General features: G+C 74.0%; 25 protein-coding genes. 15 read left to right on the top strand and 10 right to left on the bottom strand.

From position 1 onward, the window contains the following. Positions 1-374: 374 nt before the first annotated feature. Genes ACZ4XX_RS13505 through ACZ4XX_RS13495 form a run of 3 tightly spaced genes read left to right on the top strand, consistent with a single transcriptional unit; the run spans position 375 to position 2,643 of the window. Positions 375-1,010, top strand: a complete 636-nt coding sequence (locus tag ACZ4XX_RS13505) for a metal ABC transporter ATP-binding protein (protein WP_468508080.1) — start codon at positions 375-377, stop codon at positions 1,008-1,010. Then, positions 1,007-1,885 carry a metal ABC transporter permease gene (locus ACZ4XX_RS13500; protein WP_468508079.1) on the top strand — a complete coding sequence of 293 codons (879 nt, stop codon included), beginning with the start codon at positions 1,007-1,009 and terminating at the stop codon, positions 1,883-1,885. The genes ACZ4XX_RS13505 and ACZ4XX_RS13500 overlap by 4 nt, the downstream gene beginning before the upstream one ends. Continuing rightward, entirely contained in the window at positions 1,834-2,643 is an 810-nt protein-coding gene (locus ACZ4XX_RS13495) for a metal ABC transporter solute-binding protein, Zn/Mn family (protein WP_468508078.1), read from the top strand. Before ACZ4XX_RS13500 ends, ACZ4XX_RS13495 begins: the two co-directional genes overlap by 52 nt. A 122-nt stretch (positions 2,644-2,765) precedes the next feature. Here ACZ4XX_RS13495 and ACZ4XX_RS13490 read toward each other — a convergent pair whose 3' ends face one another. Together ACZ4XX_RS13490 and ACZ4XX_RS13485 are read right to left on the bottom strand one after the other, a co-directional pair. Continuing rightward, on the bottom strand, positions 2,766-4,424 hold the full coding sequence (locus ACZ4XX_RS13490) for a class I adenylate-forming enzyme family protein (protein ID WP_468508077.1): 1,659 nt from the start codon (positions 4,422-4,424) through the stop codon (positions 2,766-2,768). Further along, a complete protein-coding gene (locus tag ACZ4XX_RS13485) occupies positions 4,421-6,256 on the bottom strand; it encodes a CoA transferase (protein WP_468508076.1) in 1,836 nt (611 codons plus the stop codon). Before ACZ4XX_RS13485 ends, ACZ4XX_RS13490 begins: the two co-directional genes overlap by 4 nt. A gap of 154 nt (positions 6,257-6,410) precedes the next feature. Between ACZ4XX_RS13485 and ACZ4XX_RS13480 the strand changes: the two genes are divergently transcribed. Next, positions 6,411-7,592, top strand: coding sequence for an acyl-CoA dehydrogenase family protein (locus ACZ4XX_RS13480; RefSeq protein ID WP_468508075.1), 1,182 nt, complete (start codon positions 6,411-6,413; stop codon positions 7,590-7,592). On the opposite strand, the gene ACZ4XX_RS13475 is transcribed toward ACZ4XX_RS13480, so the two are convergent. Together ACZ4XX_RS13475 and ACZ4XX_RS13470 are read right to left on the bottom strand one after the other, a co-directional pair. Continuing rightward, complete coding sequence (locus tag ACZ4XX_RS13475) at positions 7,579-8,757, bottom strand: sugar ABC transporter permease (protein WP_468508074.1); 1,179 nt, start codon at positions 8,755-8,757, stop codon at positions 7,579-7,581. The genes ACZ4XX_RS13480 and ACZ4XX_RS13475 overlap by 14 nt on opposite strands. Further along, the gene (locus ACZ4XX_RS13470) at positions 8,754-9,983 is read right to left on the bottom strand and encodes an MFS transporter (RefSeq protein ID WP_468508073.1); all 1,230 of its coding nucleotides are present in this window, start codon (positions 9,981-9,983) and stop codon (positions 8,754-8,756) included. Before ACZ4XX_RS13470 ends, ACZ4XX_RS13475 begins: the two co-directional genes overlap by 4 nt. Positions 9,984-10,226: 243 nt before the next feature. Between ACZ4XX_RS13470 and ACZ4XX_RS13465 the strand changes: the two genes are divergently transcribed. From ACZ4XX_RS13465 to ACZ4XX_RS13450, 4 genes are all read left to right on the top strand, one after another. Further along, positions 10,227-10,940: a hypothetical protein gene (locus ACZ4XX_RS13465; protein WP_468508072.1), complete on the top strand. Its 714-nt coding sequence runs from the start codon at positions 10,227-10,229 to the stop codon at positions 10,938-10,940. A gap of 157 nt (positions 10,941-11,097) precedes the next feature. After that, on the top strand, positions 11,098-11,793 hold the full coding sequence (locus ACZ4XX_RS13460; RefSeq protein WP_468508071.1) for a sigma-70 family RNA polymerase sigma factor: 696 nt from the start codon (positions 11,098-11,100) through the stop codon (positions 11,791-11,793). Positions 11,794-12,070: 277 nt separating this feature from the next. After that, positions 12,071-12,226, top strand: coding sequence for a hypothetical protein (locus tag ACZ4XX_RS13455; protein WP_468508070.1), 156 nt, complete (start codon positions 12,071-12,073; stop codon positions 12,224-12,226). Between the two features lie 80 nt (positions 12,227-12,306). Beyond that, the gene (locus ACZ4XX_RS13450; RefSeq protein WP_468508116.1) at positions 12,307-14,541 is read left to right on the top strand and encodes a heavy metal translocating P-type ATPase; all 2,235 of its coding nucleotides are present in this window, start codon (positions 12,307-12,309) and stop codon (positions 14,539-14,541) included. 16 nt (positions 14,542-14,557) lie between these two features. On the opposite strand, the gene ACZ4XX_RS13445 is transcribed toward ACZ4XX_RS13450, so the two are convergent. Next, positions 14,558-14,839 carry a hypothetical protein gene (locus ACZ4XX_RS13445; RefSeq protein ID WP_468508069.1) on the bottom strand — a complete coding sequence of 94 codons (282 nt, stop codon included), beginning with the start codon at positions 14,837-14,839 and terminating at the stop codon, positions 14,558-14,560. A gap of 250 nt (positions 14,840-15,089) precedes the next feature. On the opposite strand from ACZ4XX_RS13445, the gene ACZ4XX_RS13440 reads away from it, so the two are divergent. Together ACZ4XX_RS13440 and ACZ4XX_RS13435 are read left to right on the top strand one after the other, a co-directional pair. Further along, positions 15,090-16,073, top strand: coding sequence for an acetylxylan esterase (locus ACZ4XX_RS13440; protein WP_468508068.1), 984 nt, complete (start codon positions 15,090-15,092; stop codon positions 16,071-16,073). A gap of 196 nt (positions 16,074-16,269) precedes the next feature. Continuing rightward, positions 16,270-16,767, top strand: coding sequence for a hypothetical protein (locus ACZ4XX_RS13435; protein ID WP_468508067.1), 498 nt, complete (start codon positions 16,270-16,272; stop codon positions 16,765-16,767). Between the two features lie 354 nt (positions 16,768-17,121). Here ACZ4XX_RS13435 and ACZ4XX_RS13430 read toward each other — a convergent pair whose 3' ends face one another. Next, positions 17,122-18,312, bottom strand: a complete 1,191-nt coding sequence (locus ACZ4XX_RS13430; protein ID WP_468508066.1) for a cytochrome P450 — start codon at positions 18,310-18,312, stop codon at positions 17,122-17,124. Positions 18,313-18,589: 277 nt separating this feature from the next. Here ACZ4XX_RS13430 and ACZ4XX_RS13425 point away from each other — a divergent pair, with 277 nt between their 5' ends. Continuing rightward, a complete protein-coding gene (locus tag ACZ4XX_RS13425) occupies positions 18,590-19,777 on the top strand; it encodes a cytochrome P450 family protein (RefSeq protein ID WP_468508065.1) in 1,188 nt (395 codons plus the stop codon). A gap of 40 nt (positions 19,778-19,817) precedes the next feature. After that, positions 19,818-20,582, top strand: coding sequence for a class I SAM-dependent methyltransferase (locus ACZ4XX_RS13420; protein ID WP_468508064.1), 765 nt, complete (start codon positions 19,818-19,820; stop codon positions 20,580-20,582). An 84-nt stretch (positions 20,583-20,666) separates the two neighbouring features. Here the strand turns inward: ACZ4XX_RS13420 and opcA are convergent, their stop codons facing one another. After that, positions 20,667-21,617: a glucose-6-phosphate dehydrogenase assembly protein OpcA gene (gene opcA / locus ACZ4XX_RS13415; protein WP_468508063.1), complete on the bottom strand. Its 951-nt coding sequence runs from the start codon at positions 21,615-21,617 to the stop codon at positions 20,667-20,669. Between the two features lie 82 nt (positions 21,618-21,699). Beyond that, positions 21,700-22,248 (bottom strand): DoxX family protein, encoded by a 549-nt coding sequence (locus ACZ4XX_RS13410; RefSeq protein ID WP_468508115.1) that lies wholly within the window; start codon positions 22,246-22,248, stop codon positions 21,700-21,702. Positions 22,249-22,461: 213 nt separating this feature from the next. Here ACZ4XX_RS13410 and ACZ4XX_RS13405 point away from each other — a divergent pair, with 213 nt between their 5' ends. The 3 genes from ACZ4XX_RS13405 to ACZ4XX_RS13395 all read left to right on the top strand — a co-directional run bounded on the left by ACZ4XX_RS13405 (position 22,462) and on the right by ACZ4XX_RS13395 (position 24,624). Continuing rightward, a complete protein-coding gene (locus ACZ4XX_RS13405; protein ID WP_468508062.1) occupies positions 22,462-23,838 on the top strand; it encodes a M20/M25/M40 family metallo-hydrolase in 1,377 nt (458 codons plus the stop codon). Between the two features lie 65 nt (positions 23,839-23,903). Beyond that, positions 23,904-24,044 (top strand): hypothetical protein, encoded by a 141-nt coding sequence (locus ACZ4XX_RS13400; RefSeq protein WP_468508061.1) that lies wholly within the window; start codon positions 23,904-23,906, stop codon positions 24,042-24,044. Between the two features lie 157 nt (positions 24,045-24,201). After that, a complete protein-coding gene (locus ACZ4XX_RS13395; RefSeq protein ID WP_468508060.1) occupies positions 24,202-24,624 on the top strand; it encodes a DUF350 domain-containing protein in 423 nt (140 codons plus the stop codon). Positions 24,625-24,658: 34 nt separating this feature from the next. Here ACZ4XX_RS13395 and ACZ4XX_RS13390 read toward each other — a convergent pair whose 3' ends face one another. Together ACZ4XX_RS13390 and ACZ4XX_RS13385 are read right to left on the bottom strand one after the other, a co-directional pair. Further along, on the bottom strand, positions 24,659-25,138 hold the full coding sequence (locus ACZ4XX_RS13390) for a hypothetical protein (protein WP_468508059.1): 480 nt from the start codon (positions 25,136-25,138) through the stop codon (positions 24,659-24,661). Next, entirely contained in the window at positions 25,135-26,568 is a 1,434-nt protein-coding gene (locus ACZ4XX_RS13385; protein WP_468508058.1) for a WGR domain-containing protein, read from the bottom strand. Before ACZ4XX_RS13385 ends, ACZ4XX_RS13390 begins: the two co-directional genes overlap by 4 nt. Positions 26,569-26,724 lie beyond the last annotated feature (156 nt).

The raw sequence follows: 26,724 nt of genomic DNA, 5'->3' as shown, positions 1-26,724 counted from the left end.
CGGGAAGATCCGGCTTCGGAACCGTGATCTCCGTGAATCCTCCGTTCCCGTCGTCGGTGTACCAGTGGATCGACTCCCACGAACGCCCGTCGCGCCGCCTCCTCGGTCAGGGCACCAGCAATGGTGCGGGCGGCTCCGGCAATCGCGATCACGTGCGGCGCATCAGCCGGTCCGCCCCGCGCCGGCACGTGTGACAGCCGACACCGAGCTCCCTCCGCGCCGGTTCCCCCCGCTGGATCCGTTCGCTCCGGCGGCGGACGCCCGGGCGGCTGACGAGGAGTCCGGGTGACGGTTCCGCCGGCCGTTCGGGAACTCGGCGGCTCCGCCGTACGACTCCTCCACCGCACCGGCACGGAAGCGGCGAGAGGCACGGGATGGGCGGACTGGACATACGCATGCGCGGGGTCGTCTGTCGGCACGGCCGCGCCGAGGCCGTGGCGGGGGTGGATCTGGAGATCGCCGCCGGCGAGCGGGTCGCCCTCACGGGGACGAACGGGTCCGGGAAGACGACGCTGCTGCGTGCGGTCCTCGGAATGCACCGGCAGACGAGCGGCTCCATCGAGGTCGGCGGGCGCGGCGCGCGCTCGGCCGCCGACCGGGCGTGGCGGCGCCGCTCGTGCGCCTGGATCCCGCAGAAGCCCGCCGCCGGCCGGTTCCCGCTGCGGGGCGACGAGCTGCTCGCGAGCAGCGGGGCACCCGGCGAGGCGGTGCGGGCGGCCGGACGGCTCGGGGTCGGGGCACTGGCCTCGCGTCCCGTGGGCACCTTGTCCGGTGGGCAGTTGCAGCGCATGTACCTGGCGCGGGCGATCGGCTGTGTCGCGGCGGGAGCCCAGGTGCTGCTCGCCGACGAGCCGACCGCCGCCCTGGACTTCGAGGGTCAGGAGGAGGCGGCCGACGTGCTGACCGAGCTGCCGGTGACGCTCGTGGTCGTGACCCATGACCGGGCGCTGGCGGACCGGTGCGACCGGGTCCTGGAGATGGCCGCGGGGCGGCTGCGGGAGGTGCGGTGAGCGCGCTCGCGGCAGCCGACCTCGGCGCCGTGCTCGAGCTGGTGCCGGTCCGACGTGCGGGGGTGGCGCTGCTCCTGGCGGCCGTCGGCCTGCCGGTGATCGGCGTCGTCATCGTGGGCCTCGACATCATGCCGGTGCGGTTCGCGATGATGCACGTGGCGCTGCTCGGCATCGCGGTCGGGCTGCTGACCGGGATCGATCCGATGGTGTGCGCGCTGGTGGCGTGCGCGTTGTCGGGGGCGGGGGTCGCGCCGCTGGCCCGGACACCGGCGGGGCTGTCGGGGGCGATGGGTCTGCTGATGAGTCTCGCCATCGCCGCCGCCCTGCTCGTGCTCGCCGTCTCCGGCGTCAACGCGTCGGGGGCCTTCGCCCTGCTGTGGGGGTCGATCCTCTCGGTCGGCACGGCGGACCTCGTGGTCCTCGGCGCGCTCGCCGTGGTCGTACCCGGACTGTTCTGGTGGCGGCGCCGTGAGGTGGCGCTGCTGCTGTACGACCGCGAGCTCGCCCAGTGCTCGGGGGTGCCGGTCCGCTTTCTCACCACGGCTCTTCTCGTCCTGGTCGCGGTCGCTGTCGCCGGTGCGATCAAGCTGACCGGGGCGCTCCTGGTCGACGCGCTCACCCTGCTGCCCGCGCTCGCGGCCCGCCGACTGGGCCGCTCGCTGGCGTCGATCACGCTGTGGGCGGTCGGCATCGGCGTCGCGGTCAACGTCACGGGGTTCCTGCTGGCCCTGTGGCTGGACTGGCCTCCGGGACCGGTCCTCGTCCTGACGGCGGGGGTTGTCGTCCTCGCCGCGCATCTCATTCCCGAACGGAGAACCAGCTCATGGCGCGCACCCGCGTCCGTACCGCCCGTCTCGCTTCCCTCGTCGCACTGAGTGCGGCGCTGCCGCTGCTCGCGGGGTGCGGGGAGGACAAGCCGGCCACCGGCACCGGCACCAAGGAGGCGGGGGGCAAGCCGGTGGTGGTCGCGACGACCACCTGGGAGGGCGCCTTCGCCAAGGCCGCCGGGGCCGAGGACGTCACGGTGATCGTGCCGCAGTCCGTGCACCACGCCCCGGACTACGACCCGAAGCCGTCCGACCTGGCGGCCGTCGCGAAGGCGGACTTCGTGCTGTACGCGCCGTTCGAGCCGTACGCGGCGAAGATCAAGGAGGCGGCCGGCTCGAAGGCGAAGCTCGTCGAGGTGAACCTCGACAACGACCCGGCCAGGGCCGGAGCCGAAGTCGAGCGGCTCGGCGCCCTGTTCGGCACGAAGGACACCGCCACGCGGTGGAAGACCCGTCTCGACGACGAGGTCACGAAGCTGAACGGCGAGCTCAGGGCCGCCTGGCCGGACGGCAAGAGCCCGACGGTCGTCTCCCAGGTCTTCACGGCCTGGGCGGCCGGCCTCGCGGGCGCCACGCCGGTGGGTACGTACGGCCCCGAGCCGGTCACCCCCGCGCAACTGGCCTCGCTCTCGGCGAAGAAGCCGGCCTTCGTCCTCGACAACGCGCACATGTCGACCGGCACCGTGCTGCCGGGCTCGGGCGCGAAGCAGGTCACGGTGGTGAACTACCCGGGCGAGGACCTGGATCTGCTGGCGGTGTACCGCACCGCGGCGGACCGGTTGAAGAAGGCCATGAGCGGTTCCTGACCGCCACCGCCCTGACCGCACGGTGGAGCGAAGGGGGAGGGCCGCGGTGCGGCCCTCCCCCTTCGGCCTGTCCGGCGGATCAGGTCCGGGGCCGCGCCCGATCCGCCCGGCGGGACCTGTCGTCACGCCTGGACGAGCAGGGACTCCCGGTCCTGCGCGATCCGGGTCCGCAGCGCGGCGCGGTCGGGCTTTCCGGCGGCGGTGAGCGGCAGTTCGGGCAGGACGAGGAGGTGCTCGGGGTGCTTGTGCCGGTCGAGTCCCTGCTCGGCCAGGTACGCCCCCAGCTCGGCGAGTGACGGAGCTGTCGGGCCCTTGGCGACCAGACAGGCCGCGAGCCGCTCGCCCATGAGCGGGTCGGGCACGCCCACGCAGACCGCGTCCCGGACCCGCGGGTGGGAGACGAGTTCGCGTTCGACCTCGGCGGGGCTGATGTTGGCGCCGCCGCGTATCACCACGTCCTTGAGGCGGCCGGCGACGTGGAGGACGCCCTCGGGGTCGAGGAACCCGAGATCGCCGGTCCTGACCCAGCCGTCGGGCGTGCGGTAGCGGGCGTCGAGCTCGGGTGAACCCACGTAGCAGAGCGGGGTCATGGGGCCGCGGGAGACGATCTCGCCGATCCGCCCGTCGGGCAGCGGCTCGTGGGTGTCGGGATCGGTGATGCGGATCTCGGCGACCCGGGGATCGGGACGGCCGACGACGACTCCGGAACGGTCGGTGGGCGGCACGGTGTGCTGGAGCCCGGTGTGGCAGTTGACGCCGTCGGCCGATCCGTACAGGTTGACGACGGGGCAGCCGAAGGCGGCGGCCGCCGCCTCGGCGGTCGCCTCGTCGAGGGGCGCGCCGCCGAGGACGAGCGCGGTCGGGGCGGGCAGGGGTTCGTCCGTCCGCTCCAAGGCCTCCAGCATCATGCGGATCATGGTGGGCACGCCGAGGATGTGGGTGGGCCGGTGCTCCCGTACGGCGGCGAGGGCGGCCTCGGGCGTGAAGTGGTCGAGCAGGACGAGCGTGCCGCCGTGGCGGGCGAGGGTGACGGCCGTGCCGTTGGAGCCGAAGGCCGAGGCCAGGGGGACCAGGAAGAGGCAGCGGGGCGGGGTGTCGTCGGGCATGAGGGAGGCGAGGAAGTTGCCGCGCCCTCCGGCCAGGGCGTTGTGGGAGTACGCCACCATCTTCGGCTCGGCTTCGGAGCCGGACGAGACGAGGATGCGGGCGGCGCTGTCGGGGTCGGGGCGGGCCGGGACGAAACCGGAGGCGTCGGTACGCAGCAGCCGGGACAGCGGAATCGTTCCGTCGGGCGCGGGGCCGCGGCCGGCGGCGATGACGTGCCGCAGGGCCGGCAGTGCCGGAGCGAGGCTCCGGAGGTCGGCGGCGTGGGTCTGTCCCCGGTGTTCCACGGCGGCGATGACCGCGACGGCCTCCGCGCGGCGCAGCAGGCACTCGGCCTCCCTCGCGCCGCGTCCGACCGGGAAGGGGAGGGCGATCGCGCCCAGAGCGGCGAGCGCCAGGTCCGCGACGACGGCGTCGCGGTGGTTGGGCAGCTGGACGCCCACGACGTCTCCGGCGCCGATGCCGAGCCCCCGGAGGCCCTCGGCCAGGCATCGGGACTTGCGGTCGAGGGCCGTGTAACAGAGCGTGCCCTTGGCGTCGATCACGGCGGTGCGGTGCAGACCGGCGATCTGTCTGGCCCGGTAGAGGCTGTAGACGTCGAGGTCGGGGCAGGTGCCGTCCACCACCCAGGAACGGCGGAGGTCGGCGGGGAGCAGGTCGTTCAGGGTGACGGTCACGCGAGGCTCCAGGGGTCGGGAACGGCGGGGGCACCGTGCGCGTCCCGGCCGATCGGGCCGGACAGGCGCGGGTCGTGGTGCAGGGCGGACAGGTCGGTGGTGACGGCGGTGGCGGTCAGGCCGTGGCCGCGCAGTCGGTCCAGGGCGTCCTCGGTGCACATCCCCGTGACGTCGTGCGCCGCGGCCGCGGGCGCGCTGGTGTCGCTCGGCGCGATCCAGCCGTCGGAGGTCCGGAGCGGGTGCCGGAACCCGGCGGGGCGACGGGGGTCGGCGCCCGTCGCGGCTCGTCGCAGGGCGGGGGCGAGGAGGGTGTCGGCCGCGCCGAGCAGCGAGGATTCGACCCGTACGCCGTGCCCCGTGCGCTCGCGCAGGAGCAGGCCCGCGAGGACGGCCTCGGTGCCGTGGAGGCCGCCCAGGACGTCGAGGAGGGTCATGAGGGAGGGCACGGGCGGTTCGCCGGCCGGGTGGGCGGCCTCCCCCACGCCGGTCCTGGCCTGCACCATGAAGTCGGTGCCCATGGGGGCGTCGTCGATCCGGTCGGCCCAGCCGCCCGTGTACGTGTGGACGAGGGAGGGGTTCACGGTGGCGAGGTGCTCGGCGTCGAGTTCCAGCTCCGCCGCCTTGCCCGGTGCCCAGTTGTGCAGGAACACGTCGGCTTCGGCGACGAGTTCACGCAGTCGCGTCCGGTCCCCCGGTGCCTTGATGTCGATCTCCACCGCCTCTTTGCCCCGGTTGAGCGCGAGCCAGCGGGCGGAGATCCCGCCGCAGGCCGGCGGCATGCCTCTCAGCGGGTCGCCGCCCGGGGGCTCGATCCGGATCACGCGGGCGCCGAGCAGGCCCAACAGGTGCGCGGCGAGCGGGGCCTGGATCCGGCGGCCCGCCTCCAGGACGGTCAGTCCGGCCAGCGGCCGGTCCGCCGTGACGGCTGTGACGGCCGTGTCACCGGCCGTGGAAGCCGGGGGACCCGTGGGGGCCGTGGCGGTCCGCGGGCGGTCCGGGCCGAGCGTGCGCAGGGTCCACGGATCGGCGCCGTCGTCCTCGCCGGCGCGCTCGGCGAGCGTCCACAGCCGGCACACCTCGGCTCCGGACCGCTCGGCGGCCTGCCGGATCCGTTCCCACGGGTGCCGACGGGTCACCTCGTGGAGGACGACGGGAAACGGCGCGCAGGCGGTGGCGTACCGGAACTGGAAGGGTCGCCAGCCCGCCCGTATCGCGTCGGCGGGGGTCTCCAGGGCGCGCCAGAACGCCGCCCAGGCTTCCGGATCGAGCGTCTCCAGTTCGAACAGGACGCCGTCGGCGGAGGTGAACGGCGGTCCGCCCGGGGCGGGTTGGACGGCCTCCGGTTCGTCGGCACCCGCTGCCGCGAGGTACTGGGAGACGGTGAGCAGCCCGGCCCGGTCGGCGGTCGTCGTCCGCGGGCGCGCCGGCGGGCCGCCCCGGGCCTGCCCGATGAGGTCCGCGAGGAGGCCCTGGACGGTGAGCACACCGGTGGCGGTGGCGAGAGGGTCGACGGCGAGGCCGCGCGGGGCCCCGTGGCGTCGGCCGTGGACGGCCATGACACCGGTGACGGCCTGGGCGGTGGCCTCGTCCTCGATCCCGGAGCCGACGGGCCCCCAGGCGGTACGGGCCGTGACAGGGGCGAACTCGGCACCGCCCAGGGTGACATCACCCGGGCCACCGTCCCGTACCGTCGCCCCGAGTCGTCGCAGGTGGTCGGAGACGACGCGGGTCAGGGGCTCGGGGCCGCCGATGTCGCACCGCAGTGCGTCGAGCGGACGGGCTGTGTCGAGCGGACGACGGACCGCGGTGCGCGCGGTCACTGATGACGCCATGCCTCTCCTCTCCTGGCGCGGCGGCGCCGGCCGCCGCACGGGGACTGTCACGGTCACGGGAACTGGCGGGAACTGGGCGGCCCGTGGGCCCGACCACTTCCACGGGCAGGCAGTCGGACACGCGTTCTGCCGAGTTCCCGAGACGGAGGAAACAGTGACGGATCATGACGTACCGGATGTCGATCTGCTGCGGAAGCGGGTCTCCGCGTTCGTCCGTGACCGCGTGTTCCCCGTGGAGCAGATGCTCGATGCCGGCGGGCCGCCCGCCGGGGACCTGCGTGAGCGGCTGCGCGAGGAGGCCCGGCAGGCCGGCCTGTGGGCGCTTCCCCTTCCCGCCGAACTGGGCGGCGGCGGACTGTCCTTGGGCGGGTACGCGTCGGTCGCCGAGGCGGAGGGCGCCAGCGACCACGGGCCGGCGGCGCTCGGGTCGGCCTCGCTCCTCGACGTGACCATGCTGGCCCGGCACGGCTCGGCCCGGGTGCGCTCGGAGTACCTCCCCGGTCTGGTCTCCGGCGACCTCCGCACCTGTTACGCGATGACCGAGCCGGACACCCCCGGTACGGAACCGGCGCTGACGGCGACCCGGGCGGAGCCACTGCCGGGCGGCGGCCGGCGTGTGACCGGCCGGAAGTGGTTCGTGTCGCACGCAGGGCACGCGGACCTGGTGACCGTGCTCGCCCGGACGAGCGGAACGGCAGGCGACCGCACCGGGCTCTCCCTGCTTCTCGTGCCGACCGGTTCACCCGGGTTCCGGGTCGTGCGCGAGCTGCCGGTCCTGGGCGCGACCGGGCAGTACGAGATCGACTTCGACGGCGTCGAGGTCGCCGAGGATCATGTCGTCGGCGACCTCGGACAGGCTCTGACGGTCGCGGGCGAGCGCCTCCAACTGGGGCGCACACTGCGGGCGTTGCGGTGGATCGGCCAGGCCCAGCGGGCCTTCGACCTCCTCTGTGACCGCGCCGCGGCCCGCCGGGGCGCCCGGGGCCCGCTCGCCGACCGCCAGCTCGTCCAGCAGCACGTCTTCGAAGCCCTGCTGGCGCTGCGGACGGCTCGCCCGCTCGTGTACGAGGCGATGGCGCTGGTCGCGGACGGGCGCGACGCCCACGTGGAGGTCGGTCTGGCGAAGACGGCGGCGGCCCGCACCCTGCAGGACGTCGCCGACCGGGCCGTCCAGGTCTTCGGCGCGGCCGGGCTCGGCCCGGACACGCCCCTGCCGGCGCTGTTCCGTACCGGGCGGACGGCCCGGATCCTCGACGGACCGGACGAGCAGCACGTCTCCTCCGTCGCCCGGCGCGTCCTGCGGAGCCGTCGGGCCTCCCCCGTCACACCCGCCTGAGGTCCACCCGGCCGAGGAGCTCCGCCAGCCCGAGGGCCAGGAAGAAGTCGCCCCAGACGAGTTCGTGGCGGACGGCGGTGCCGCTGTGCGCGTCGTAGCAGCCGTCGAGGAGCATCCCCGCCGGACGGGTCCCTCCCGGCGGGGTGAGGTGCTCGTGCGCGAGCCGGTGGAGCACGGCCTCCGCCCGGGACGCGCACGCCGACGACCACGCGGCTCCGGGGACGAGCGCGAGCTTCAGGAGGGCGACGGCGGTGATGGCGGCGGCGGAGGTGTCGAGCGGGCCGTCCGCCTGACGGACGTCCGCGGGCGGGACCGGGGGGCCGGCGAGCATCGCACCGCCGGAGAGGAGGAGTTCGGCCGCCCGGGTCAGCCGGTCCGCGCGCCAGGACGGGGCGTCCGCGGGCAGCGGGACGTCGGCGGGCAGTGGGACGTCCGCGAGCAGCGGGGGGTCTGCGAGCAGCGGGGCTTCCTGGGGCGGCTGGGCCTCCGCGAGGAGCAGCGCGTCGGCGACGGCCAGGAGGAGCCACGCCTCACCACGGGTCCAGCCGGGCGCGGGATCGGCTTCGGCCAGCCAGCCGTGCGTCGGGTCCCGGCGCCACGCCGGGGACGGCCGCGCGGCGCCGTCGCGGGGCAGGCACAGGTCCAGATGGCGGTGGAGGTGCCCGGCGGCCGCCGCCTGCCCCTCGGGTCCCGCCGAGGCCAGCAGGGGTACGAGACCGGGGACACCGTCCGCACGAGCCCGTAGGCGCGCACCGCCGAGGGCCGATCCCCACGGGACGAGGCCCAGTTCCGGGTCGAAGGCGCCGAGGGCTGCCTTCGCCGCCCGCTCCCGCAGGGCGCGCGCCGTCGCGTCCTCGATGGCCGGGGCCGTCCCGTACCAGAGGACGAGGCCGCGGGCCGCGGTGTCCGCCTCGGCCCAGGGGGCGAGCCGGCCGGTGACGGCGGCGGCCGCCGAACGGTCCTCGGCGCTTCCGGTGAGGCCGGACCGGAGCCACAGCAGTCCCGCCCAGAAGCCGCCCGTCCACGATCCGCGTCCCGTGGTCGTCCACCGGCCGTCGGCCGGATCGGCGTACAGGGGAAAGCGGTCACCCACCTGCTCCGCGGTCTCCCCCACCCGTCCCAGGAGAAGGCGGAGGGCCTCGTCGGCCCAGTCCGTGACGGTCACCGCGGACCGTCCGCGCGCGTCCGGCGGTCCCGTACCGCCCAGGCGAGCCCGACCAGTCCCGCGAGGGCGAACTCCACGGCGACCAGCACCCAGCCCTCCCCGTACCGCCCGCGCTCCGCGAGAAGCCCGAACAGGGGCGGACCCACCGCGAATCCGGCGAAGAAGCCGGCGGCGACCAGCGCGGAGTCCTGCCCGGCCCGGCCCGGCGCGGAGCGCTGCATCACCAGGACCATCGAGACCGCGTTGCCGGACACGGCGAACACGCCGACCGCCACGGCCGCCGCCCACACCAGCAGGTCGACGTGGACGGCGGCGGTCAGGAGCACGGCCGCTCCCACCGCCCCGCCCGCGAGCAGACCGGGCAGCCACGGAGCCCGGCCGGGCGTGGCGGCCCGGGACCAGCCGACCCGGCCGCCGATCCCGGCGACGCCGAGGACGGCGACGAGTGCTCCCGCCACCGTCGGCCCCATGCCGAGGCGTTGGACTCCGAAGAGGGCGAGGTAGGTGTTGACGGAGGCGATGCCCGCGCCGAGGAGGAGCGAGAAGGCGGCCAGCCAGGGCACGGGACCACCGGGGCGGGTCGGTGCCGGACCGCACCCGCCCGGGGCCCCCTTCGGCGGCGGCGAGGCGTCGGCCGGCAGCGCGTTGCGGGCCCACAGGGCGGCGACGAGCGCGGCGCCTGCGGCCGTCCAGACAGCGCCCCGCCAGCCGATCGCGCTCGCGGCCACGGCGAGCGGCAACCCTGCCACGAATGCACCCAGTTGGACCCCGGACTGCTTGGTGCCGGTGACCGCGCCCCGCCTCGACGGCGGTACGGACGCCAGGATCGCCTTGTTCGTCGCCGGGTTGGCGAGCGCCTGGGGCAGCCCGCCGACCGCGACGGCCACGAGCAGCAGACCGGGGCCGGGCGCGGAGCCGATCAGGCCCAACGCCACCGCCGAGAGGGCGAGCAGGGCCACGAGGGACCGGCGGGGGCCGACGCGGTCGACGAGCCTGCCTCCGACGGGAGAGAGGACGGCCGCCGTTCCGAAGCCCACCGTGGTGGTCAGACCCCACACGGTCTCCGAGACCCCGAGTCCGTCGATGAGCCGCGGGCCCAGCGCACCGAGCAGGAACAGCTGCATCATCGAGAAGGCCATGGCCGTCGTCAGGAGCGCGGTCAGCCCGCGGACCGTCCCCTCTCCCGTCTCGGCGGGTGCCTCCGCCGCCGTACCCGCGCTCGTCACCGCGTGCCCCTCCCCCGTTCGGCGATCAGCGATCAGCGATCAGCGATCAGCGATCAGCGATCAGCGATCAGGCCGAACGCCGTCGTCTTCGAGGAGTCGTGGCGACCGTGCCGGAAGTTCCCGAGGCGCACTTGTGGGACCCGTCACAGTCGCGTACTCATGTCCCGACAGGTCGTGGGGGCGGCCGCAGCACGGCCGTACCCGCCCTCAAGCCTCCGGGGAGGGTGCAAGGATGGGCGCGCCATGACACCAGGCCGATGTTCGCGAGGAGTGCGGGCCGCGATGTTCGCGGCCGTCTGTGTGCTGCTCGCGGCCACCGGCCACGTCCTGATGTCGGGTCAGGCAGTGCCCGCCTGGACTCTCTTCCCCGCCTTGGCGGCCACCGTGGCGGTCACCTGGGTGCTCGCGGGCCGTGAGCGCGGTCTCCTCGCCGTCACCGCGGCGAGTGTGGTCGTGCAGAGCGCGCTCCACACGGCCTTCTCGTGGTCCCAGACGACGGCCGTGCCGGCGCCGACCGCGCCGTTGCAGAAGCCGCTGTCGATGCCGATGCCGATGCCGATGGACGACGTACACGCGGCACACGCGCACATGGCACACGCGCCCATGGGGCACGGGGACGTGACCCTGTCCGCCGGCATGGTGTCCGCGGCTCCGGCCGGGCACGACATGACGGATCCGTCGTCGTCCTTGGGGATGTTGTCGGCCCACCTCCTGGCCGCGCTCCTGAGCGGCCTGTGGATGGCGTTCGGCGAGCAGGCCGCGTTCCGCCTGCTGCTCGCCGCGTCCCTGCGGCTCTTCCGTCCACTGCGTCCGCTGCTCGCCTCCTTCGTCCCCGTCGTACGGGACCGACCCCGCTTCCGTCCGGTGCGAGCCGGTGACGAGCGGGCTCCGCGACGGCTCCTCCTCGCCCACTCGCTCATCTCCCGAGGTCCACCCCAGGCACTCGCTGTCCTCTGACAGCCGGCTCCCCGAGCTCGACGGCTCAGTCCGTCCCTCGGGCATCGGCCATGCCGCTTCCACCCGGTCGCGGCCGGCCGTACCAGTCACCGGCCACGGCGCCGACCTCATCCGCGCGCCTGGCCGGACTCCCTTTGCCTCGTAAGGACTTGTGGCGATGACTCCTGCCCGCGAAACCCTCCTTCCGCGCCCGGCGAGCACCTCCCGCCCGGCATACGCGCCGGACGCCGACACGGACGCGGCGACGACCCGGCTCGCGCTGGCCGCCCGGGACGGCGACCCGGCCAAGGCCGATCTGTTCGTCCGTGCTCTGCACCGCGACGTCCGGCGTTACGTGACCTACCTCAGTGCCGACCGCCAGGCGGCCGACGACCTCACCCAGGAGGTGTTCCTCCGTGCGCTCGCCTCACTGCCCCGCTTCCAGGGGCGTTCCTCGGCTCGCACGTGGCTGCTGTCGATAGCCCGCCGGACGGTGGTCGACAGCCTGCGGCACGCGGCCGCGCGGCCGCGCCTGTCCGACCGCGACGACTGGCAGGCGGAGGCCGAACACACCCAGCCCCGAGGGCTTCCCGGTTTCGAGGACGGCGTCGCGCTCGCCGATCTCCTGGCGGCCATCCCGACCGAGCGGAGGGACGCCTTCGTCCTCACCCAGCTCCTGGGCCTGCCGTACGCCGAGGCCGCCGAAGCCATCGGCTGTCCCGTCGGCACGGTCCGCTCGCGGGTCGCACGGGCTCGGATCTCCCTGGTCGCCCTGGTGCGTGGCGCAGAGGAACCGGCGCCGTCGCCGGTGCCTGCCCCGGGTGACGGGGCTCCGGTACGCAGGCGGTTCACGCGGGCGCCCGCGCTCGTCTGACCGTTCGCGTCGCGCGGTCGGCGGGGCGGGGCGCGGGGGCGGGGTCACGGCATGGCGCCGAACGTCCCCCGCTCCGCCGACCGCCCCGCCCCGCCCCCGTCCCGGTACGCGTCCCCCGATCGCGGGAACCGGATCACCCGACCGTCCGACTCCTCCGGAAGCACGGCCCGATCCCTCCGGTGCCGTACGACGCGCTCCGGAGAGGCGACCGATGGAAAAGGCACGCGCATCCTCGTCCCCCGCGGGAACCACGGGGCGGTTCGGTTCGCCTCCCGTCGTGCTGGGGGGCTTCCTGCTGCTGCTCGCCCTGGTCTTCGCGGGGGCGTACGCGCTGGGGTCGGCGGTGGCACCGATCGGCTCCACTCCGGACCCGCCTTCGACGACGGGCCCCAGGCCCGCCACCGAGAACCCGCACCACGGAGGTCACTCGTGAGCCGCGGACCGGCCGCGGACCAGGCAGGCCAGGCGGACCGGGAGGACCGGGCGGAGTCGCGGTCCGTGGACTCGGTGACGATGACGACGGATCTCCTGGTCGGCGGCATGACGTGCGCCGCGTGCGTCAACCGGGTCGAGAAGAAGCTCTCCCGCCTGGAGGGGGTCACGGCCACGGTCAACCTGGCGACCGGACGGGCGCGGGTGTGCCACCCCTCCGGTCTCCCGGTCGAGGAACTGGTCGCCACGGTCGAGAAGGCCGGCTACACGGCGGTGCTTCCCGAGCCTCCGGCCGACCGGCGGCCCGCCCCGGACCGCGCCGGACAGGAGACGGAGCTGCGGCGGCTGGTGATCACGGCGCTCCTCGCGCTGCCGGTGCTGGTCCTGTCCATGGCGCCCGTCCTGCAGTTCCGCAACTGGCAGTGGCTGTGCTTCGCGCTGGCCGCGCCGGTGGCCGCGTGGGGAGCGTGGCCGTTCCACGTACGGGCGTTGCGCGGGCTGCGTCACTCCGCGTCGACCATGGACACGCTGGTGTCACTGGGCGTGGTCGCCTCGTTCGGCTGGTCGGCGTACGCGCTGTTCCTCGGCGGGGCGGGAGCGCCCGGCATGCGGATGCCGTTCACCCTGGCCCCCGGGGCAGCCGCGGACGGCATGGCGCACGTCTATCTCGAAGCGACCGTCGGCGTACCGCTGTTCGTGTGGGCGGGCCGCTTCCTCGAAGCCCGGGCCCGGCGGGGTACGGGGGCGGCCCTTCGCGCGCTCGCCGGGCTGAGTGTCAAGGACGTGGCGGTACGGGAGGAGGGCGGCGGCGAACGACTCGTACCGCTCGAGCGGTTGCGTGCCGGGCAGACGTTCCTCGTACGGCCGGGCGAGCGGGTCGCCACCGACGGCGAAGTCGTCGAGGGCAGTTCGGCGGTGGACCTCTCCCTGGTGACCGGGGAGAGCGAGCCGGTCGAGGTCGAGCCCGGCTCCGAGGTGGTCGGCGGCTCGGTGAACGTCGCCGGGCTGTTGCTCGTGCGGGCCACGGCGGTCGGTGCGGACACCCGCCTCGCCCGCGTCGCCCGGCTGGTGGAGGAGGCGCAGGCCGGTAAGGCCCGGGCTCAGCGGCTGGCCGACCGGGTGGCCGGCGCCTTCGTCCCCGTCGTCCTGGCCCTGGCCGCCGGCACGCTCGGCTTCTGGCTCGGCACCGGCCGGGAGGCGGAGTCGGCGGTCACTGCCTGCGTGGCCGTCCTGGTCGTGGCCTGCCCGTGCGCGCTGGGCCTGGCCACGCCGACGGCCCTCATGGCCGCGACAGGGCGGGGAGCCCAGCTCGGGATCCTGGTCGGCGGTCCCGCGGCGCTCGAAGGACTCCGGCACGTCGACACCGTCGTGCTCGACAAGACCGGCACGCTGACCTCTGGTCGGACGACCGTCGCCCGCTTCACCGTCGCCCCCGGCGCCGGCGGCCTCGGCGAGCGCGCCGTCGTGCGGTACGCCGGGGCGGTGGAGCAGGGTTCCGAACATCCGTTGGGCCGGGCGGTCGTCGACTACGCGCGGGCGCACGCCGATGCGGAACTGCCCGACGTCGTCGACTTCCGCGCCCTGCCGGGAAGAGGGGCCCGCGGTGTCGTCGAGGGCAGGATGGTCGACATCGGGGCGCCGACGGGCGAGCTGCCGGCGGCCCTCGCCGACGCGCTGACGGCGGCCGAGGCCACCGCCCGCACCCCCGTCCTCGTGCGCGTCGACGGCGAGCCGGCGGCCCTCGTCGAGATCGGTGACGTGCTGCGGCCCGGAACCTACCGGGCCGTGGACACCCTCCGCCGCCTCGGCGTACGGCCCGTCCTGGCCACCGGAGACGCGAAGGCGCCTGCCGTGGCCGTGGCCACCGACCTGGGCATCCAGGAGGTCCACGCCCGCTGCACTCCCGAGGAGAAGGCCGCCCTGGTACGCGCCCTGCGGGAACGGGGGCACCGGGTCGCGGTCGTGGGCGACGGCGTGAACGACGCCGCCGCGCTCGCCGCCGCGGACCTGGGCATCGGCCTCGGCAGCGGCACCGACGCCGCCATCGGCGCCGCGGACGTCACCCTCGTACGCACGGGGATCGAGGCCCTGCCCGATGCCGTACGCCTCGCGCGGCGCACCCTGTCCACGATCCGCGTCAACCTCGTCTGGGCCTTCGGCTACAACGTGGTGACCGTGCCCCTCGCCATGCTCGGCGTGCTCAGCCCGATGGTGGCGGCGGCCGCGATGTCGGCGAGCTCGGTCCTCGTGGTGGGGAACAGCCTGCGGCTGCGTGCCTGGCGCCCCTCGACGGCGCCTCGGCGCCGGGGGCTCTGACCGGGGCCACGAGGGACTACTCGGCCGTCACGTCCAGGAGTCTGCGGGTGCGGGCGCTCGCACCGCGCACGGTCAGGGGGATGTCCAGGCTCGCGCACATGCGGTGGGCCCGGGCGAGGGCGCTGACGGTGGCCGGGGTGGGGTCGGCGGTCGGGACGGAGACGGACACCCGGGTCGGGCGGATCGCCTGGACCAGAGCCTGGACCTGGAGGGCGACGGCGGCCCTGTTGGTGACGTCCAGGTCGCGGTGGAGCGTCACGTGCAGCACATGGTGACGTACGACGTGGCTGATGAGCATGGTGTCCCTCCGCGCAGGACGACGAAGGCCCACAACTGGACACGCTGTGGGCGGTTCGTCAGAGGATGTCACGACGACCGGCCCGGAACCCTTCTCGTGACGTCGACGGCGCGGAGTGTCCGACCGGACCCGGTGCAGTTCACGTATATGAATTCACGGGGTCGCGCAGATAGGGTGGGTCAGGCCGGGTGAACCGTTCAGGATCTCGAACGTGACTCTCCCTCACCAAGCGACCCACCAGGCGGTGTTCATGACCCAGTTCGACCTGCCCCTCGACCGACTCCGTACCTACCGGAGCACATCCGTGGAGCCCGAGGACTTCGACGCCTTCTGGGCGAAGACCCTCGGAGAGGCCCGCACGCACGCCCTGGACGCACGCTTCGACGCGGTCCCGACAGGGCTCACCACCGTCGAGACCTTCGACGTCACCTTCGCCGGGTTCGACGGACAGCCGGTCAAGGGCTGGCTCGTCCTACCCGCCGGCACCTCCCAACCGCTGCCCGTCGTCGTGGAGTTCCTCGGGTACGGCGGTGGGCGCGGCCTTCCGCACACCCACCTGCTCTGGGCCTCCGCCGGGTTCGCGCACTTCGTGATGGACACCCGCGGCCAGGGCAGCGGCTGGGCCACCGGTGACACTCCCGACCCGGTGGGCAGCGCACCCTCGTTCCCCGGCTTCATGACGCGGGGCGTCGAGGATCCGTACACCTACTACTACCGGCGCCTCTTCACCGACGCGGTCCGCGCCGTGGAGGCCGCCCGCTCGCATCCCCTGGTGGACGCGGGCCGCACCGCGGTGACCGGCGTCAGTCAGGGTGGCGGGATCACGCTCGCCGTGGCGGGGCTCGTGCCGGACCTGGTGGCGGTGGCTGCGGACGTACCGTTCCTGTGCGACTTCCCGCGTGCGACGACGGTCACGGACCGCGCGCCGTACCGCGAGATAGGCAACTACCTCAAGACGCATCGCGGCCGGGTGCACCGGGTCCAGGACACCCTCTCCTACTTCGACGGTGTCCACTTCGCCGCCCGCGCCTCGGCCCCGGCGCTGTTCTCGACGGCGCTGGAGGACCTGACGTGCCCGCCGTCGACGGTGTTCGCGGCCTTCAACGCGTACGCCGGGGACGAGAAGGCGATCGAGGTGTACGACTTCAACGACCACGAGGGCGGCGGCACCTTCCAGCAGGCGGCCCAACTCCGCTGGCTGCCGGGGAAGCTGCGAGGGGAGCTGCCGGACTGACGCACGGGGTGGGGCGTGGGCCTGGGGTGTGGGGTGTGGGGTGTGGGGTGTGAACGTGCCCGCGGGGGCGCGGGGCGTGCGGGGCGTGCGGCCGACGACCCGCCTGCGGCATGCCTGCGACCCGCCCTGGGCACGCTCGACCGGTGGGAACGTACCGGTCGAACCGGCCCGTTCCGCAAGTGGAATGATCACTGGCATGGAGAGCACACAGGTGTGGAGCGAGGGCCCGGTGGGCGACGACGCGGCCGTGAGCGACGGCCTTCTGCGCCTGCTCGACGGGGCCGGGGACGGGGCCGCGGCCGGGGACGGGGACGGGGACGGTGGGGACGAGCGGCGGATCGTGACGGGGCCCGTCATCTGCCCGTACTGCCGCTGGGACCGGTTCGAGGTGGTGTCGCAGGAATGCTTCTGCGAGGGCTGCTGTCTGCCGCTCGAGGTCCATGACGAGGAAGGGTTCGGCGGTGCGGAGCCGGAGGGCCGGGAACTCCGGCCGCCCACGGCTCCCGCCCCCGGGACGGACACGGCCGTGGTCGTGTGTCCCGCCGGCCACGACCTGTTCCAGGTGGCCGCCGCGTACACGCTCGGCCCGGACGGCCACATGCGCCGGCTGTCGGTCGGCCTGCGGTGTCCCGTCGACGGCGCGCTGAGCCTGCTCGTCGACGACGTGTGCATGGAACCGGACGTCAGCCGGTGACCCACCGCTCGGCCTGACTCCTCGGGCGCTCGCGCTCGGGTCTTCGGGCTCGGGTCTTCGGGCTCGGGTCTTCGGGCTCGGGTCTTCGGGCTCGGGTCTTCGGGCTCGGGTCCTCGCGCTCGGGTCCTCGCGCTCGGGTCCTCGCGCTCGGGTCCTCGGCCCTGGCCCCTTCTGCTCCTCGTCGCCTCGTCGCCTCGCGGCCCCGGCTCCTCGTGGAGCGTGTGCCGCGCGAAAGGGCCGGAGCCCGAGCCGTGCAGCGGGCTCGGGCTCCGGCGAGGTGCACGGTTGTCGTGCACGGCGTGGGTACCCGCCTCCCGGACGGGCCGCACGCTCACTGGTTTCAGTGCCAGTACTTCATGGTCGTACCTCCTCCCCCGTGTCTGGACGCAGGGTGACCTCGAAGCGGTCGAGACCGCGGAGGGTCAGATTGCGCCGGTGTTCCGGTTCCGCGACTGCCCGTGCCTGCGGATGATCCCTGGCCAGGGCACCCAGGACGGATCCGGTGAGACGGATCGCCATGGACGCGCCCAGACAGGCATGGGCCCCGCGGCCGAACCCGAGGTGCGGGTTCGGGGCGCGGTCGAGTCGCAGCTCTGTGGGGTGGGCGAAGCGGAGCGGGTCGTGGTTGGCCGCGCCCAGGAAGAGCGTGACCGGATCACCCGCCTTCATCGTGACGCCACCCAGTTCGGTGTCGGTGACGCAGACCCGGGCGTCCGCCTGGACCGGTGCGTCGTACCGGATGAGTTCGTCCACGGCCGTGGACGGGGTCGCCCGGAACGCCTCGAGCGCGCCGGGGGTGGTGAGGAGGGCGGCCGCCGCGTTGCCGAGGAGCCGCGAGGCGGATTCGTAGCCGGCGTGGAGGACGGCGCGCAGACTGTTGCGCAGAACCGTTTCTGCCACGCCGCTGTCCGCCGCGTGCTCGGCGACGTACGCGATGAGGCCTTCCTTGGGCGGGTCCGCGAGCCATCCCCCCGCGTACTCCGCGAGCCGGGCGCGGGCCGCGACGGCCGGCTCGTGCTTCTCGGGCCAGAGGCCGGCGTCCATGCCGTCGACGACGGTACGGGACATGGGCACGAACCAGTCGAGCCCGGGGGCCTCGACGCCGAGGAAGGCGGTCACGAAGCGGAGTGCCACCGGCTCGGCGAGGTCTCCGACGAGATCGAAGGAGGGACGGCGGGCCAACTCCGCGAGCAGATCGGCGATCTGCCCCTCCAGGCCGTCGTTGAGCGCCTGCCGGTCCTGTGCCCGGAAACCGTCGAGCAGCAGGTGCCTGATGGCCGTGTGCTCCGGCGGGTCGAGGGTCTGCACGCTGAGCAGCGGGGCGGGGATCTCCTCCCCGGCGCGCCGCCAGTCGGAGGCGAATCGATTGCTGTCGGTGAGCACGGCGAGGCAGTCGGCGTGCCGGGTCAGCACCCAGGAGCCGAGCAGTTCGTGCCACAGGACGGGGGAGGTCTCACGCATCCGGGCGTACGACGGGTACGGGTTCCGCAGGATCGACGGACGGGCCAGGTCCAGAATCGGGTCCACGGCTGCCGCTTGCTCCACGAAACGTCTCCCCCTGCGCATAGGGCCTGGTCGAGGCCTTGGCTGCCAACGAGTCGAGCAGTGCGAGGCGCCGGTCACCGGTGGGTGGAGCGCCTCACTGATCTTGTCACCGGCCGTTCGCCGGTCCTTCTCCGAACATCAATCCGAGCCGAGCGCCGGTGACGCTACCACGCAACTGGGGTGGCTGGTATGACTACTTGCCAGAGATCTTTCACAAATCATCGGGGAGTTACGGAAGATGACCGGTCAAGAGCAGACAATCGTTCACGATGTCCCGGTGAACGTGGCCCAACAGCCCAACCCCTACCCGCTCTTCGAGCGCATCCGCGAGCATGGTGTCGTCCAGCGCGTACGGCTGAATCCCACTCTTGAAGTCTGGATGGTCACCGGTTACGACGAGGCCGTTGCCGCGCTCACCGACCCGCGGCTCAGCAGTAGTCCCGTCGGGGTGAACGGACTTGAGGAGGAGATGGCCCACCAGGAACGCACCAACGTCCTGATGGCCAGCATGCTCGTCGCCGACGGCGAGGACCACACCCGGCTGCGCAACCTCGTCTCGAAGGCTTTCACGGCCCGCCGGGTGGAGCAGCTCGCGCCCCGCGTGCAGGCGCACACCGACGCCCTCCTCGACGCCGTCGCGGCCCGCGGAACCGCTGATCTGGTCTCCGAGTTCGCGCTGCCGCTGCCCATGGCCGTCCTCAGTGAGCTGATCGGCATCCCGGCCGAGGGGCAGCCCGACTTCGCCCGCCTCGCGGTCGGTCTGATCATGCCGCCCAACACCCCGGAGCGGCTCGCCAAGGGTGCTCGGGCGCGGGCCGAACTCACCGAGTTCTTCCTGCCGTTGATCGCCGAGCGAAAGGCGGATCCGAAGGACGATCTGCTGAGCGCGCTCTGCGCCGCGCAGGCCGAGGAGCGGATCAGCGACCGCGAGCTGACGGCGATGACGATCCTGCTCACGCTCGCCGGACACGAGACGACGGCGAGCCTGATCGCCAACGGCGTCCACGCCCTGCTGCGACACCCGGACCAGTTCGCCGCGCTCCGCGACGACCCCTCGCTGCTGCCCGGGGCGATCGAGGAACTGCTGCGCTACGAGGGCCCGGTGAGCCGTGGTGTCGCCCGCTTCACCACCGACGCGTACGAGATCGGCGGGGTCACCGTCCCGCCGGGCGAGATGATCATCATCGGGCTGGCCGCCGCCAACCGCGACCCGGGCCGTTACGACCGTGCCGACATCCTCGACATCGCACGCCGCGAGGTGCCGCAACAGCTTGCTTTCGGCCATGGTGTGCACTTCTGCCTGGGTGCGCCGCTGGCCCGCGCGGAGGCGAGGATCGCCATCGGCACGCTGCTGCGCCGCTTCCCCGACCTGCGGCTCGCCGACCCGGACGCGGATCTGAGCCGGCGCGAGGGCATCCTGCGCGGCATGGCGACCCTGCCCGTTGCCTTCACGCCCGAGGCCTGACGTCCGTCCCGACGGCAGAGAGACGAACGGAGACAGACGGATGACTTCGGCCTCCCGTACGGCGGAGTTCGACGCGATCGCCCCCGGCTACGACGCCTCGCGCGGCGGCACGGCCCGGGCCGCCGGCTTCGCCGAGCAGCTCGCGCCGCTGCTCGACCCCGCCCGTCCGGTGCTCGACATCGGCGTGGGCACGGGCATCGTGGCGGCCGAACTGACCGCGCGCGGGCACGTGGTGTACGGGCTCGACCTGTCCACCGGGATGCTCGCCCGGGCCCTGGAGCGGCTCGGTCCGCGGGTGGCGGTGGCGGACGCCTGCCGTCTTCCGCTACGGACCGCGTCGGTGAGCCAGGCGGTGTCCACCTGGCTGCTGCACACCGGGCCCGATCACGGCATGGTCTTCGACGAGGTCGCCCGGGTGCTGCACCCGGGAGGCCGCTATCTGGTCATCCCGGCCGGGGGCACCCGTCCCACGGACGACGTAGGAGTCGTGGTGGGCGAGCTGGAGGACCGGCTCGATCCGCACCGGACCCGTCAGGACGGGCCGTGGGCCCTCGCACCGATCGCCGAGTCCCGGGGACTCGTCTACCGGGGTGCGGCCTCCGAACGCCCCACGGCCTTCCGGGTGTCGCCCCGCGCGATGGCCCGCTCCCTGTCGGGCGGCCTCTTCACCGGCGCCTGGCCGGTCACGGGTGACGCCACCCGCCTGGTGACCGAGGCCCAGGAGCGGCTCCTCGCGCTCCCGGACCCGGACGTTCCGCGGGTACGGGAGATGGCCGACTTCGTCATGGTCTTCGAGAAGCCCTGAGGCCGGGAGCCGATCCGGGCCGGCGGCCGGACCTGGCCGTCGGCCCGGATCGGTCCGCAACGGATGGGGGCCGCGGACCGCAGGTCAGGCGTGGGTGTGCAGGTCGGCCGTCGGGCTCGCCGCTCCACCGCGGCCGCGCAGGGCCGCCGCGTAGGCGTCGTCCGGGTCCAGGCGGCGCAGTTCCTCGGCGATCAGCTCGGCCGTCGTCCGGACCTTGAGGGCGAGGACCCGGCTGGGCTGGCCGGGGATGGAGAGCCGCGCCACCGGCCCCTCGGGCCGGTCGATGCGGATCTCGCCGTCCGCGGTGCCCATGCGGACGGCCGTGACGACGGGTCCGTCGGTGACGATCCGGTCGACGGGGACGCCCAGCCGGACCTCGAACCAGCGGGCGAGGAGTTCGGCGCTCGGGTTCTCGGCCTCGCTCTCGACGGCGGCCGAGGTCACGGTCAGCGGGGCCTGGTCGAGCGCGGCGGCCAGCATCGAGCGCCATGGGGTGAGCCGGGTCCAGGCGAGGTCGGTGTCACCGGGGGCGTACGAGGCGCCCCGCTTCTCCAGCGCGGCGAGGGGGTCCTCGACCGCGTACATGTCGGTGATGCGGCGCTGGGCGAGCGAGCCCAGCGGGTCGCGGGACGGCACCTCGGGGGCGTCGACGGGCCACCAGACGACGACAGGTGCGTCGGGCAGCAGCAGGGGCAGGACCACGGAGTCGGCGCGGTCGCCGAGTTCGCCGTGCAGCCGGAGCAGCACCGTCTCGCCCGAGCCGGCGTCGGTGCCGAGCCTGACCTCGGCGTCGAGCCGGGTCTCGTGGCGTCCGTGGGGCGAGCGGGCGTGGCGCTTGATGACCACCAGGATGCGGGAGGGGTGTTCCCGGGAGGCGTCGTTGGCGGCCTTGACCGCGTCGTAGGCGTTCTCCTCGTCGGTGACGACGACAAGGGTGAGCACGACACCGGCGGCGGGTGTGCCGACGGCCCTTCGGCCTTCCAGGATCGCCTTGTTGATCTTGCTGGAGTTGGTGTCCGTCAGATCGATCTTCATGCGCGGCGACCGTCCCTTCCTCTGCGGCGAGCCTAACCCTCCCGCGCGGCGGACGCGTGCGGGCCCCCGTCCTCGGACGGCCTCACACGGATTCCGGCTCCGCCTCCTCCGCCGCGGCACCGGCGGCGGCCTGCTCGTCGGCCCGTCGGTTGACCACGGCCGCGGCGGCGATCGCGGTGCCGAGGAAGGCGGCGGCCACCACCCAGGGACGGTCGAGGACATGGTCCGTGGCGTGGTCGAGGGAGTACCGGCCGGCGCCGGTGACCCCGATCGCGGCGGCGACGAAGCCCAGGAACGCCGGGTACTCGTAGCCGCCGCTCTGGGCGAAGAAGCCGGCTGGGGCATGGACGGCGACGGCGCCGGTCATGGCTCCGGCGGCGGCGGCCCCGGCGGCCGGGGTGGCGAGGCCGAGGGCGAGCAGGGCGCCGCCGCCCGCCTCGCCGAGCCCGGCGGCGATGGCGCTCTCCCGGCCCGGGTGGAAGCCCATGGCCTCCATGGCCTTGGTGGTGCCGTCGATGCCTCCGCCGCCGAACCAGCCGAAGAGCTTCTGGGTGCCGTGCGCGGCGAGTACGGCTCCGGTGCCGACCCGCAGCACGAGGAGCCCGAGGTCGCGTCGGTTGGGGTGGCCCATGTGGTTCTCCAGGTGCGGGAGGAGGAAGGGGCGGACTCGTACGCGGTCCACTGTCGTCGCCCTGCCCGGCCCCCGCCGCCCGGGACCCCGGGCGAATACTCCGTACGAGTCACCTTTTGCGGCAGTTGTTCACGGGTGCTTGGCTGAGAGGGCCGTCGCCGTCCCGGGCTCCGCGAGCCGCGCCCCGCCACGGCCCGAGGGAAGTGGGTACGCATGACCGCCGAGTCCACCGGGACCGCAGCCCTGCGGGAGAAGGTCCGGGCCCTGATGCCCCGGGCGAAGGAGGACCTGACCGAGCTCGTGGCGATGCGGTCGGTCGCCGACCCTCGTCAGTTCCCTCCGGAGGAGTGCGCGAAGGCCGCCGACTTCCTCGTACGGGCCTTCACCGAGGCGGGACTCCAGGACATGCGGCGGGTGACGACTCCCGACGGCACGGACGCGGTCGTGGGGCACGCGCCGGGCCCCGAGGGGGCGCCCACCGTGCTCCTCTACTGCCACTACGACGTACAGCCTCCGCTGGACGACGCGGCGTGGGAGACACCTCCCTTCGAGCTCACCGAGCGCGACGGCCGCTGGTACGGCCGCGGTTCGGCCGACTGCAAGGGCAACATCGCCATGCACCTCACGGCCCTCCGCGCGCTGGGCGGTCCGGACGGCCGGGGCTTCCCCGTGCACATCAAGTTCGTGGCGGAGGGTTCGGAGGAGCAGGGCACCGGCGGCCTGGAGCAGCTCGTCCCGCTGCAGCCCGACCTCTTCTCCGCCGACACCCTGTTGATCTGCGACACCGGCAACTTCGCGCGCGGCCTGCCCACCACGACCACCTCGCTGCGCGGGCTCGCCAACGTCGTCGTCACCGTCTCCACCCTCAAGGGGGCGATGCACTCCGGCATGTTCGGCGGCCCCGCGCCCGACGCACTGGCCGCCCTGATCCGGATGCTCGACAGCCTCCGTGACGAGCACGGCAACACCGTGATCAAGGGGCTGTCCGGCGACGGTGCCTGGGACGGCGTGGACTACCCGGCCGAACAGTTCCGCGTCGATGTCGGCGCCCTCGACGGGGTGTCCCTCGTCGGTACGGGTTCGGTCGCCGACGAGCTCTGGGCGCGGCCCGCCGTCACCGTGCTCGGCATCGACTGCCCGCCGGTGGTGGGTTCTTCGGCCGCCGTGCAGGCGAAGGTGAGCGCCCGGGTCAGTCTGCGGATCCCGCCGGGGGTCGACGCCGACGACGCCCAGCGTGCCCTCGCCGCCCATCTGACCTCGGCCGCCCCGTGGGGCGCCCGGGTGGAGGTGGAGCCGGAGAGCGGCGGCCAGCCGTTCCGGGCGCGTACCGACGGACCCGCCTACCGGGCCCTGGCGGCGGCGCTCCGCGAGGCGTACGGGAAGGACATGGTCCAGTCGGGGCAGGGCGGTTCGATCCCGCTCTGCAACGTGCTCGCCGCCCACTTCCCCACCGCCGAGATCGCCCTGATCGGCGTCGAGGAGCCCGGCTGTCTCATCCATGCACCCAACGAGAGCGTGGACCCCTCCGAGATCGAGCACATGGCGCTGGCCGAGGCGCTGTTCCTCAGCGGCTACGCCGCGCCGCGCTGACCCGTCCCCGCTCCGACGGCCTCCCCCGCGGAAGGACGGGAACCGTCCATGGCCTCGTCGGGGCGGTGCTCATCGTCTCCCCGCTGGAGTCGGCCGCGGTGCTGATGGTCCTGGGCGGCATCCGGCTGCCGGCCGTCGGCGCGGTCGAGATCGTCACGGCGTTCCAGGTGCGCTCCCGCGCCGAGAAGCTGCCGCCGGGCGCCTGACGGGGAGTCCGCTCCCCCTGCCCGACCACGTGTCCGACCGTTCGCCGTCCGCCCGATTCCCGGGCGGGCGGCGAGTGCTGTTGACGCGTGCGCTACATTTTGCCGGTCCTTGACCACCGATCCCCCGTGATCGTGATTCCCCGGAGACCGGCACACCATGAGCGACATCGTCAACGGCCTCGGCCGGGCCGGCGCCTACGGCGCCCTCGGCGTGGTCCTGCTGATCCTCGGCATGGTCCTCGTGGATCTGCTGACCCCCGGGAAGCTCCGCCGGCAGATCTGGGAGGACCGCAACCGCAACGCCGCGATCCTGCTGAGCTCGGCGCTCCTGGGCATCGGCGGCATCGTCTTCACCTCGATCTGGACGACGTACGAGAACTTCGGCAAGGGCCTCGCGTCGACGGCCGCGTTCGGCCTGCTCGGCCTGGTCATGATGGCCGTGGCGTTCCTGGTCGTGGACCTGGTCACGCCGGGCAGGCTGGGCGCCACCCTGGTCGACCCCGAGCCGCACCCGGCGGTCTGGGTGACCGCCTCCTGCAACATAGCGGTCTCGGCGATCGTCTCCGCCTCGATCGCCTGAGCCCACCACCGGGGCCGGCCGCCTCCTTCGGGTCTCAGCCCGCCATCGGCTCCACCTCGAGGAAGCGACGGCCCCGCGGCCCCTTGTACAGCAGGGCCTCCCAGCCGAGTCGCGTCAGGGCGGGTACGCAGGCGCCGAGGGTCGCCGCCTCCTCCTGGGCGGCTCCCGAGCCCGCCGGGCCCAGCCACTCGATCACGGCCGTCCCCGGCCGGTCCCCCGGCCGGACGCGGTAGCCCGTGCTGATCCGTGTCCCCGAGGCGTCCACGGCCGAGGGCGTGAGGCCGCCCGACTCCAGGGCGAGGGCCACCGCACGGACGGGCTGCCGACGCTCCCAGTCCGCCGGGACGGCCGTCGCGTCCCCGCCGTCCCGGCGGTGGGTCAGCCGTCTGATCTGGAGCAGCCCGTCGAGGGCGGCCCGGACCTCCCTCGACCGCTGCTCGATGTCAGCCGGGGGCGTCGGCGGGCCGTCCCCCGTGGCCGCCTCGAACGTGCCGCCCCCGTGGCCCGCCGTCACTGCAGCCGCCGGATGTCACCGCGGACCCGGTAGAAGCCGCCCGCGGCCGCGTGCAGGGCGTCCACCACGTAGCGCGCGCCGGGCTCCCGGATCGCGCGCGGGAACTGCACGTTCCACGCGGAGTCGTAGCCCTCGGAGAGGACCCTGACCCGCGTCCTGCCCGACTCGTTCACACACTCCACGACCACCGAACCGGCCGGGGCGACGCTGACGGTGGTGACGGCGGTGACGGTCGTCGCCGGCTCGTACACCGGCATGGCCGCGGCGAGCTTGATGTCCCGCGCGACCGGCACCGTGCCGCCCTGGGCGGCCTGGATCGCCGCCTCGCTCGCGTCCACGCACACCAGCGAACCGTCCGTGGTCACCAGATAGAGACGCTCGTCGCGGTACTGCATGGAGAGCGCGGAGCCCCCTCCCGTACCGAGCTTCCACAGCCGGGTGCCGTCCTCCGCGAAGCAGTAGACGGAGGAGGCCGAGTCGGCGGCGAAGACGAACCGGCCGCCGGGCGAGGTGGCGCAGGAGTACACGGGGCTGTCGCAGGCGTAGACCGCCTCGACGCGTCCGTCCTTCTTCGCGAGCCGCTGGACCTTCTTGCGGGCCGTGCCCGCGTAGACCGCGGTGTCCTCCTGCCAGCCGAAGAGCACCCCGCCCTCGGTGGCCGTGTGCCACAGCTCGCCGCCGCCGTCGGGCGCGTGGGCGGCGACGCCCCGCGTGTCCCCGTAGTAGACGGCGTCCCCGTCGGCGCGGACCATCCAGGCGTGCTCGCCCTGGCCGCCGCGCGCCCACTGGTGCTCGTCCTCGTGGTCGATGACGGTGAGCCGGCCGGAGCGGTCGGCGACGTGCAGGACGCCCTCGTGGATGTCGAGCCAGAAGATGTCGACGTCGGTGGCGATGTCGTACGCGGCGAACGGCAGCTTCGACGACAGGTCGTACACCTTGCCGTCGTCACAGCCGGCGTAGATCCAGAAGTCGTCGGCGACCAGGCACTTGACGCCGTCCGGCAGGCTGAACCGGGCCTGCACCTCACCGGAGCGGTCGAGCGTGAACACGTCCCCCGCCTGGTTGCCGACCCAGCAGCGCTCCTCGTCGACGTGGATGCCGAAGGCGGCCGACCCGGTCCGGAAACGCCACAGGACGGGGGCGACGGCGCGCGCGGTGGAGGGCGCGGAGGTCACCGCGCGACGCGTCACGGCGCGGGCCGCCCGCTGTCCCCGGACCGCCGGGGCGTATCCCTTGCGAACCTTCTCCCCTATCTTCTTCGCCGCGGCCGCCTGCGCCTTCGCCGCCGTGGGGAACGTGGAGCTCTGCGTCTGGCCCGCCGTCCCGATCCGGCCGTAGCGGACCGACACCGCGAGGTCGTCGACGGTCACTTCGTAGAACTTGTGGGCGCCGCCGTCGTCCTGCGACAGCTCCAGATAGGTCGTCGTCATGGTGAGAACGGTAGGGGCACCCACTGACAACGGCCCACGCGCCGGACCGGGCCCGGGGCTCGGCCCCTAGGGGGGAGGACGCGGCGTTTCTGCCCATTCTCCCGCATTCGCCGCCCTCGTTTGGTCGATAGCCCCCCCTCCTGCCCGTCCAGCGTT

It is taken from the genome of Streptomyces sp. NPDC029956 (genome assembly GCF_055574655.1).
This window is presented reverse-complemented; position numbering and strand designations above follow the sequence as displayed.

Excerpts from the sequence above, each read along its gene's own strand:
- ACZ4XX_RS13405 (WP_468508062.1), top strand. The coding sequence starts at position 22,462 with ATGACCGCCGAGTCCACCGGGACCGCAGCCCTGCGGGAGAAGGTCCGG.
- ACZ4XX_RS13395 (WP_468508060.1), top strand. The coding sequence starts at position 24,202 with ATGAGCGACATCGTCAACGGCCTCGGCCGGGCCGGCGCCTACGGCGCC.
- ACZ4XX_RS13420 (WP_468508064.1), top strand. The coding sequence starts at position 19,818 with ATGACTTCGGCCTCCCGTACGGCGGAGTTCGACGCGATCGCCCCCGGC.
- opcA (WP_468508063.1), bottom strand. The coding sequence starts at position 21,617 with ATGAAGATCGATCTGACGGACACCAACTCCAGCAAGATCAACAAGGCG.
- ACZ4XX_RS13460 (WP_468508071.1), top strand. The coding sequence starts at position 11,098 with ATGACTCCTGCCCGCGAAACCCTCCTTCCGCGCCCGGCGAGCACCTCC.
- ACZ4XX_RS13445 (WP_468508069.1), bottom strand. The coding sequence starts at position 14,839 with ATGCTCATCAGCCACGTCGTACGTCACCATGTGCTGCACGTGACGCTC.
- ACZ4XX_RS13440 (WP_468508068.1), top strand. The coding sequence starts at position 15,090 with ATGACCCAGTTCGACCTGCCCCTCGACCGACTCCGTACCTACCGGAGC.
- ACZ4XX_RS13450 (WP_468508116.1), top strand. The coding sequence starts at position 12,307 with ATGACGACGGATCTCCTGGTCGGCGGCATGACGTGCGCCGCGTGCGTC.
- ACZ4XX_RS13505 (WP_468508080.1), top strand. The coding sequence starts at position 375 with ATGGGCGGACTGGACATACGCATGCGCGGGGTCGTCTGTCGGCACGGC.
- ACZ4XX_RS13495 (WP_468508078.1), top strand. The coding sequence starts at position 1,834 with ATGGCGCGCACCCGCGTCCGTACCGCCCGTCTCGCTTCCCTCGTCGCA.
- ACZ4XX_RS13435 (WP_468508067.1), top strand. The coding sequence starts at position 16,270 with ATGGAGAGCACACAGGTGTGGAGCGAGGGCCCGGTGGGCGACGACGCG.
- ACZ4XX_RS13410 (WP_468508115.1), bottom strand. The coding sequence starts at position 22,248 with ATGGGCCACCCCAACCGACGCGACCTCGGGCTCCTCGTGCTGCGGGTC.
- ACZ4XX_RS13385 (WP_468508058.1), bottom strand. The coding sequence starts at position 26,568 with ATGACGACGACCTATCTGGAGCTGTCGCAGGACGACGGCGGCGCCCAC.
- ACZ4XX_RS13485 (WP_468508076.1), bottom strand. The coding sequence starts at position 6,256 with ATGGCGTCATCAGTGACCGCGCGCACCGCGGTCCGTCGTCCGCTCGAC.
- ACZ4XX_RS13465 (WP_468508072.1), top strand. The coding sequence starts at position 10,227 with ATGACACCAGGCCGATGTTCGCGAGGAGTGCGGGCCGCGATGTTCGCG.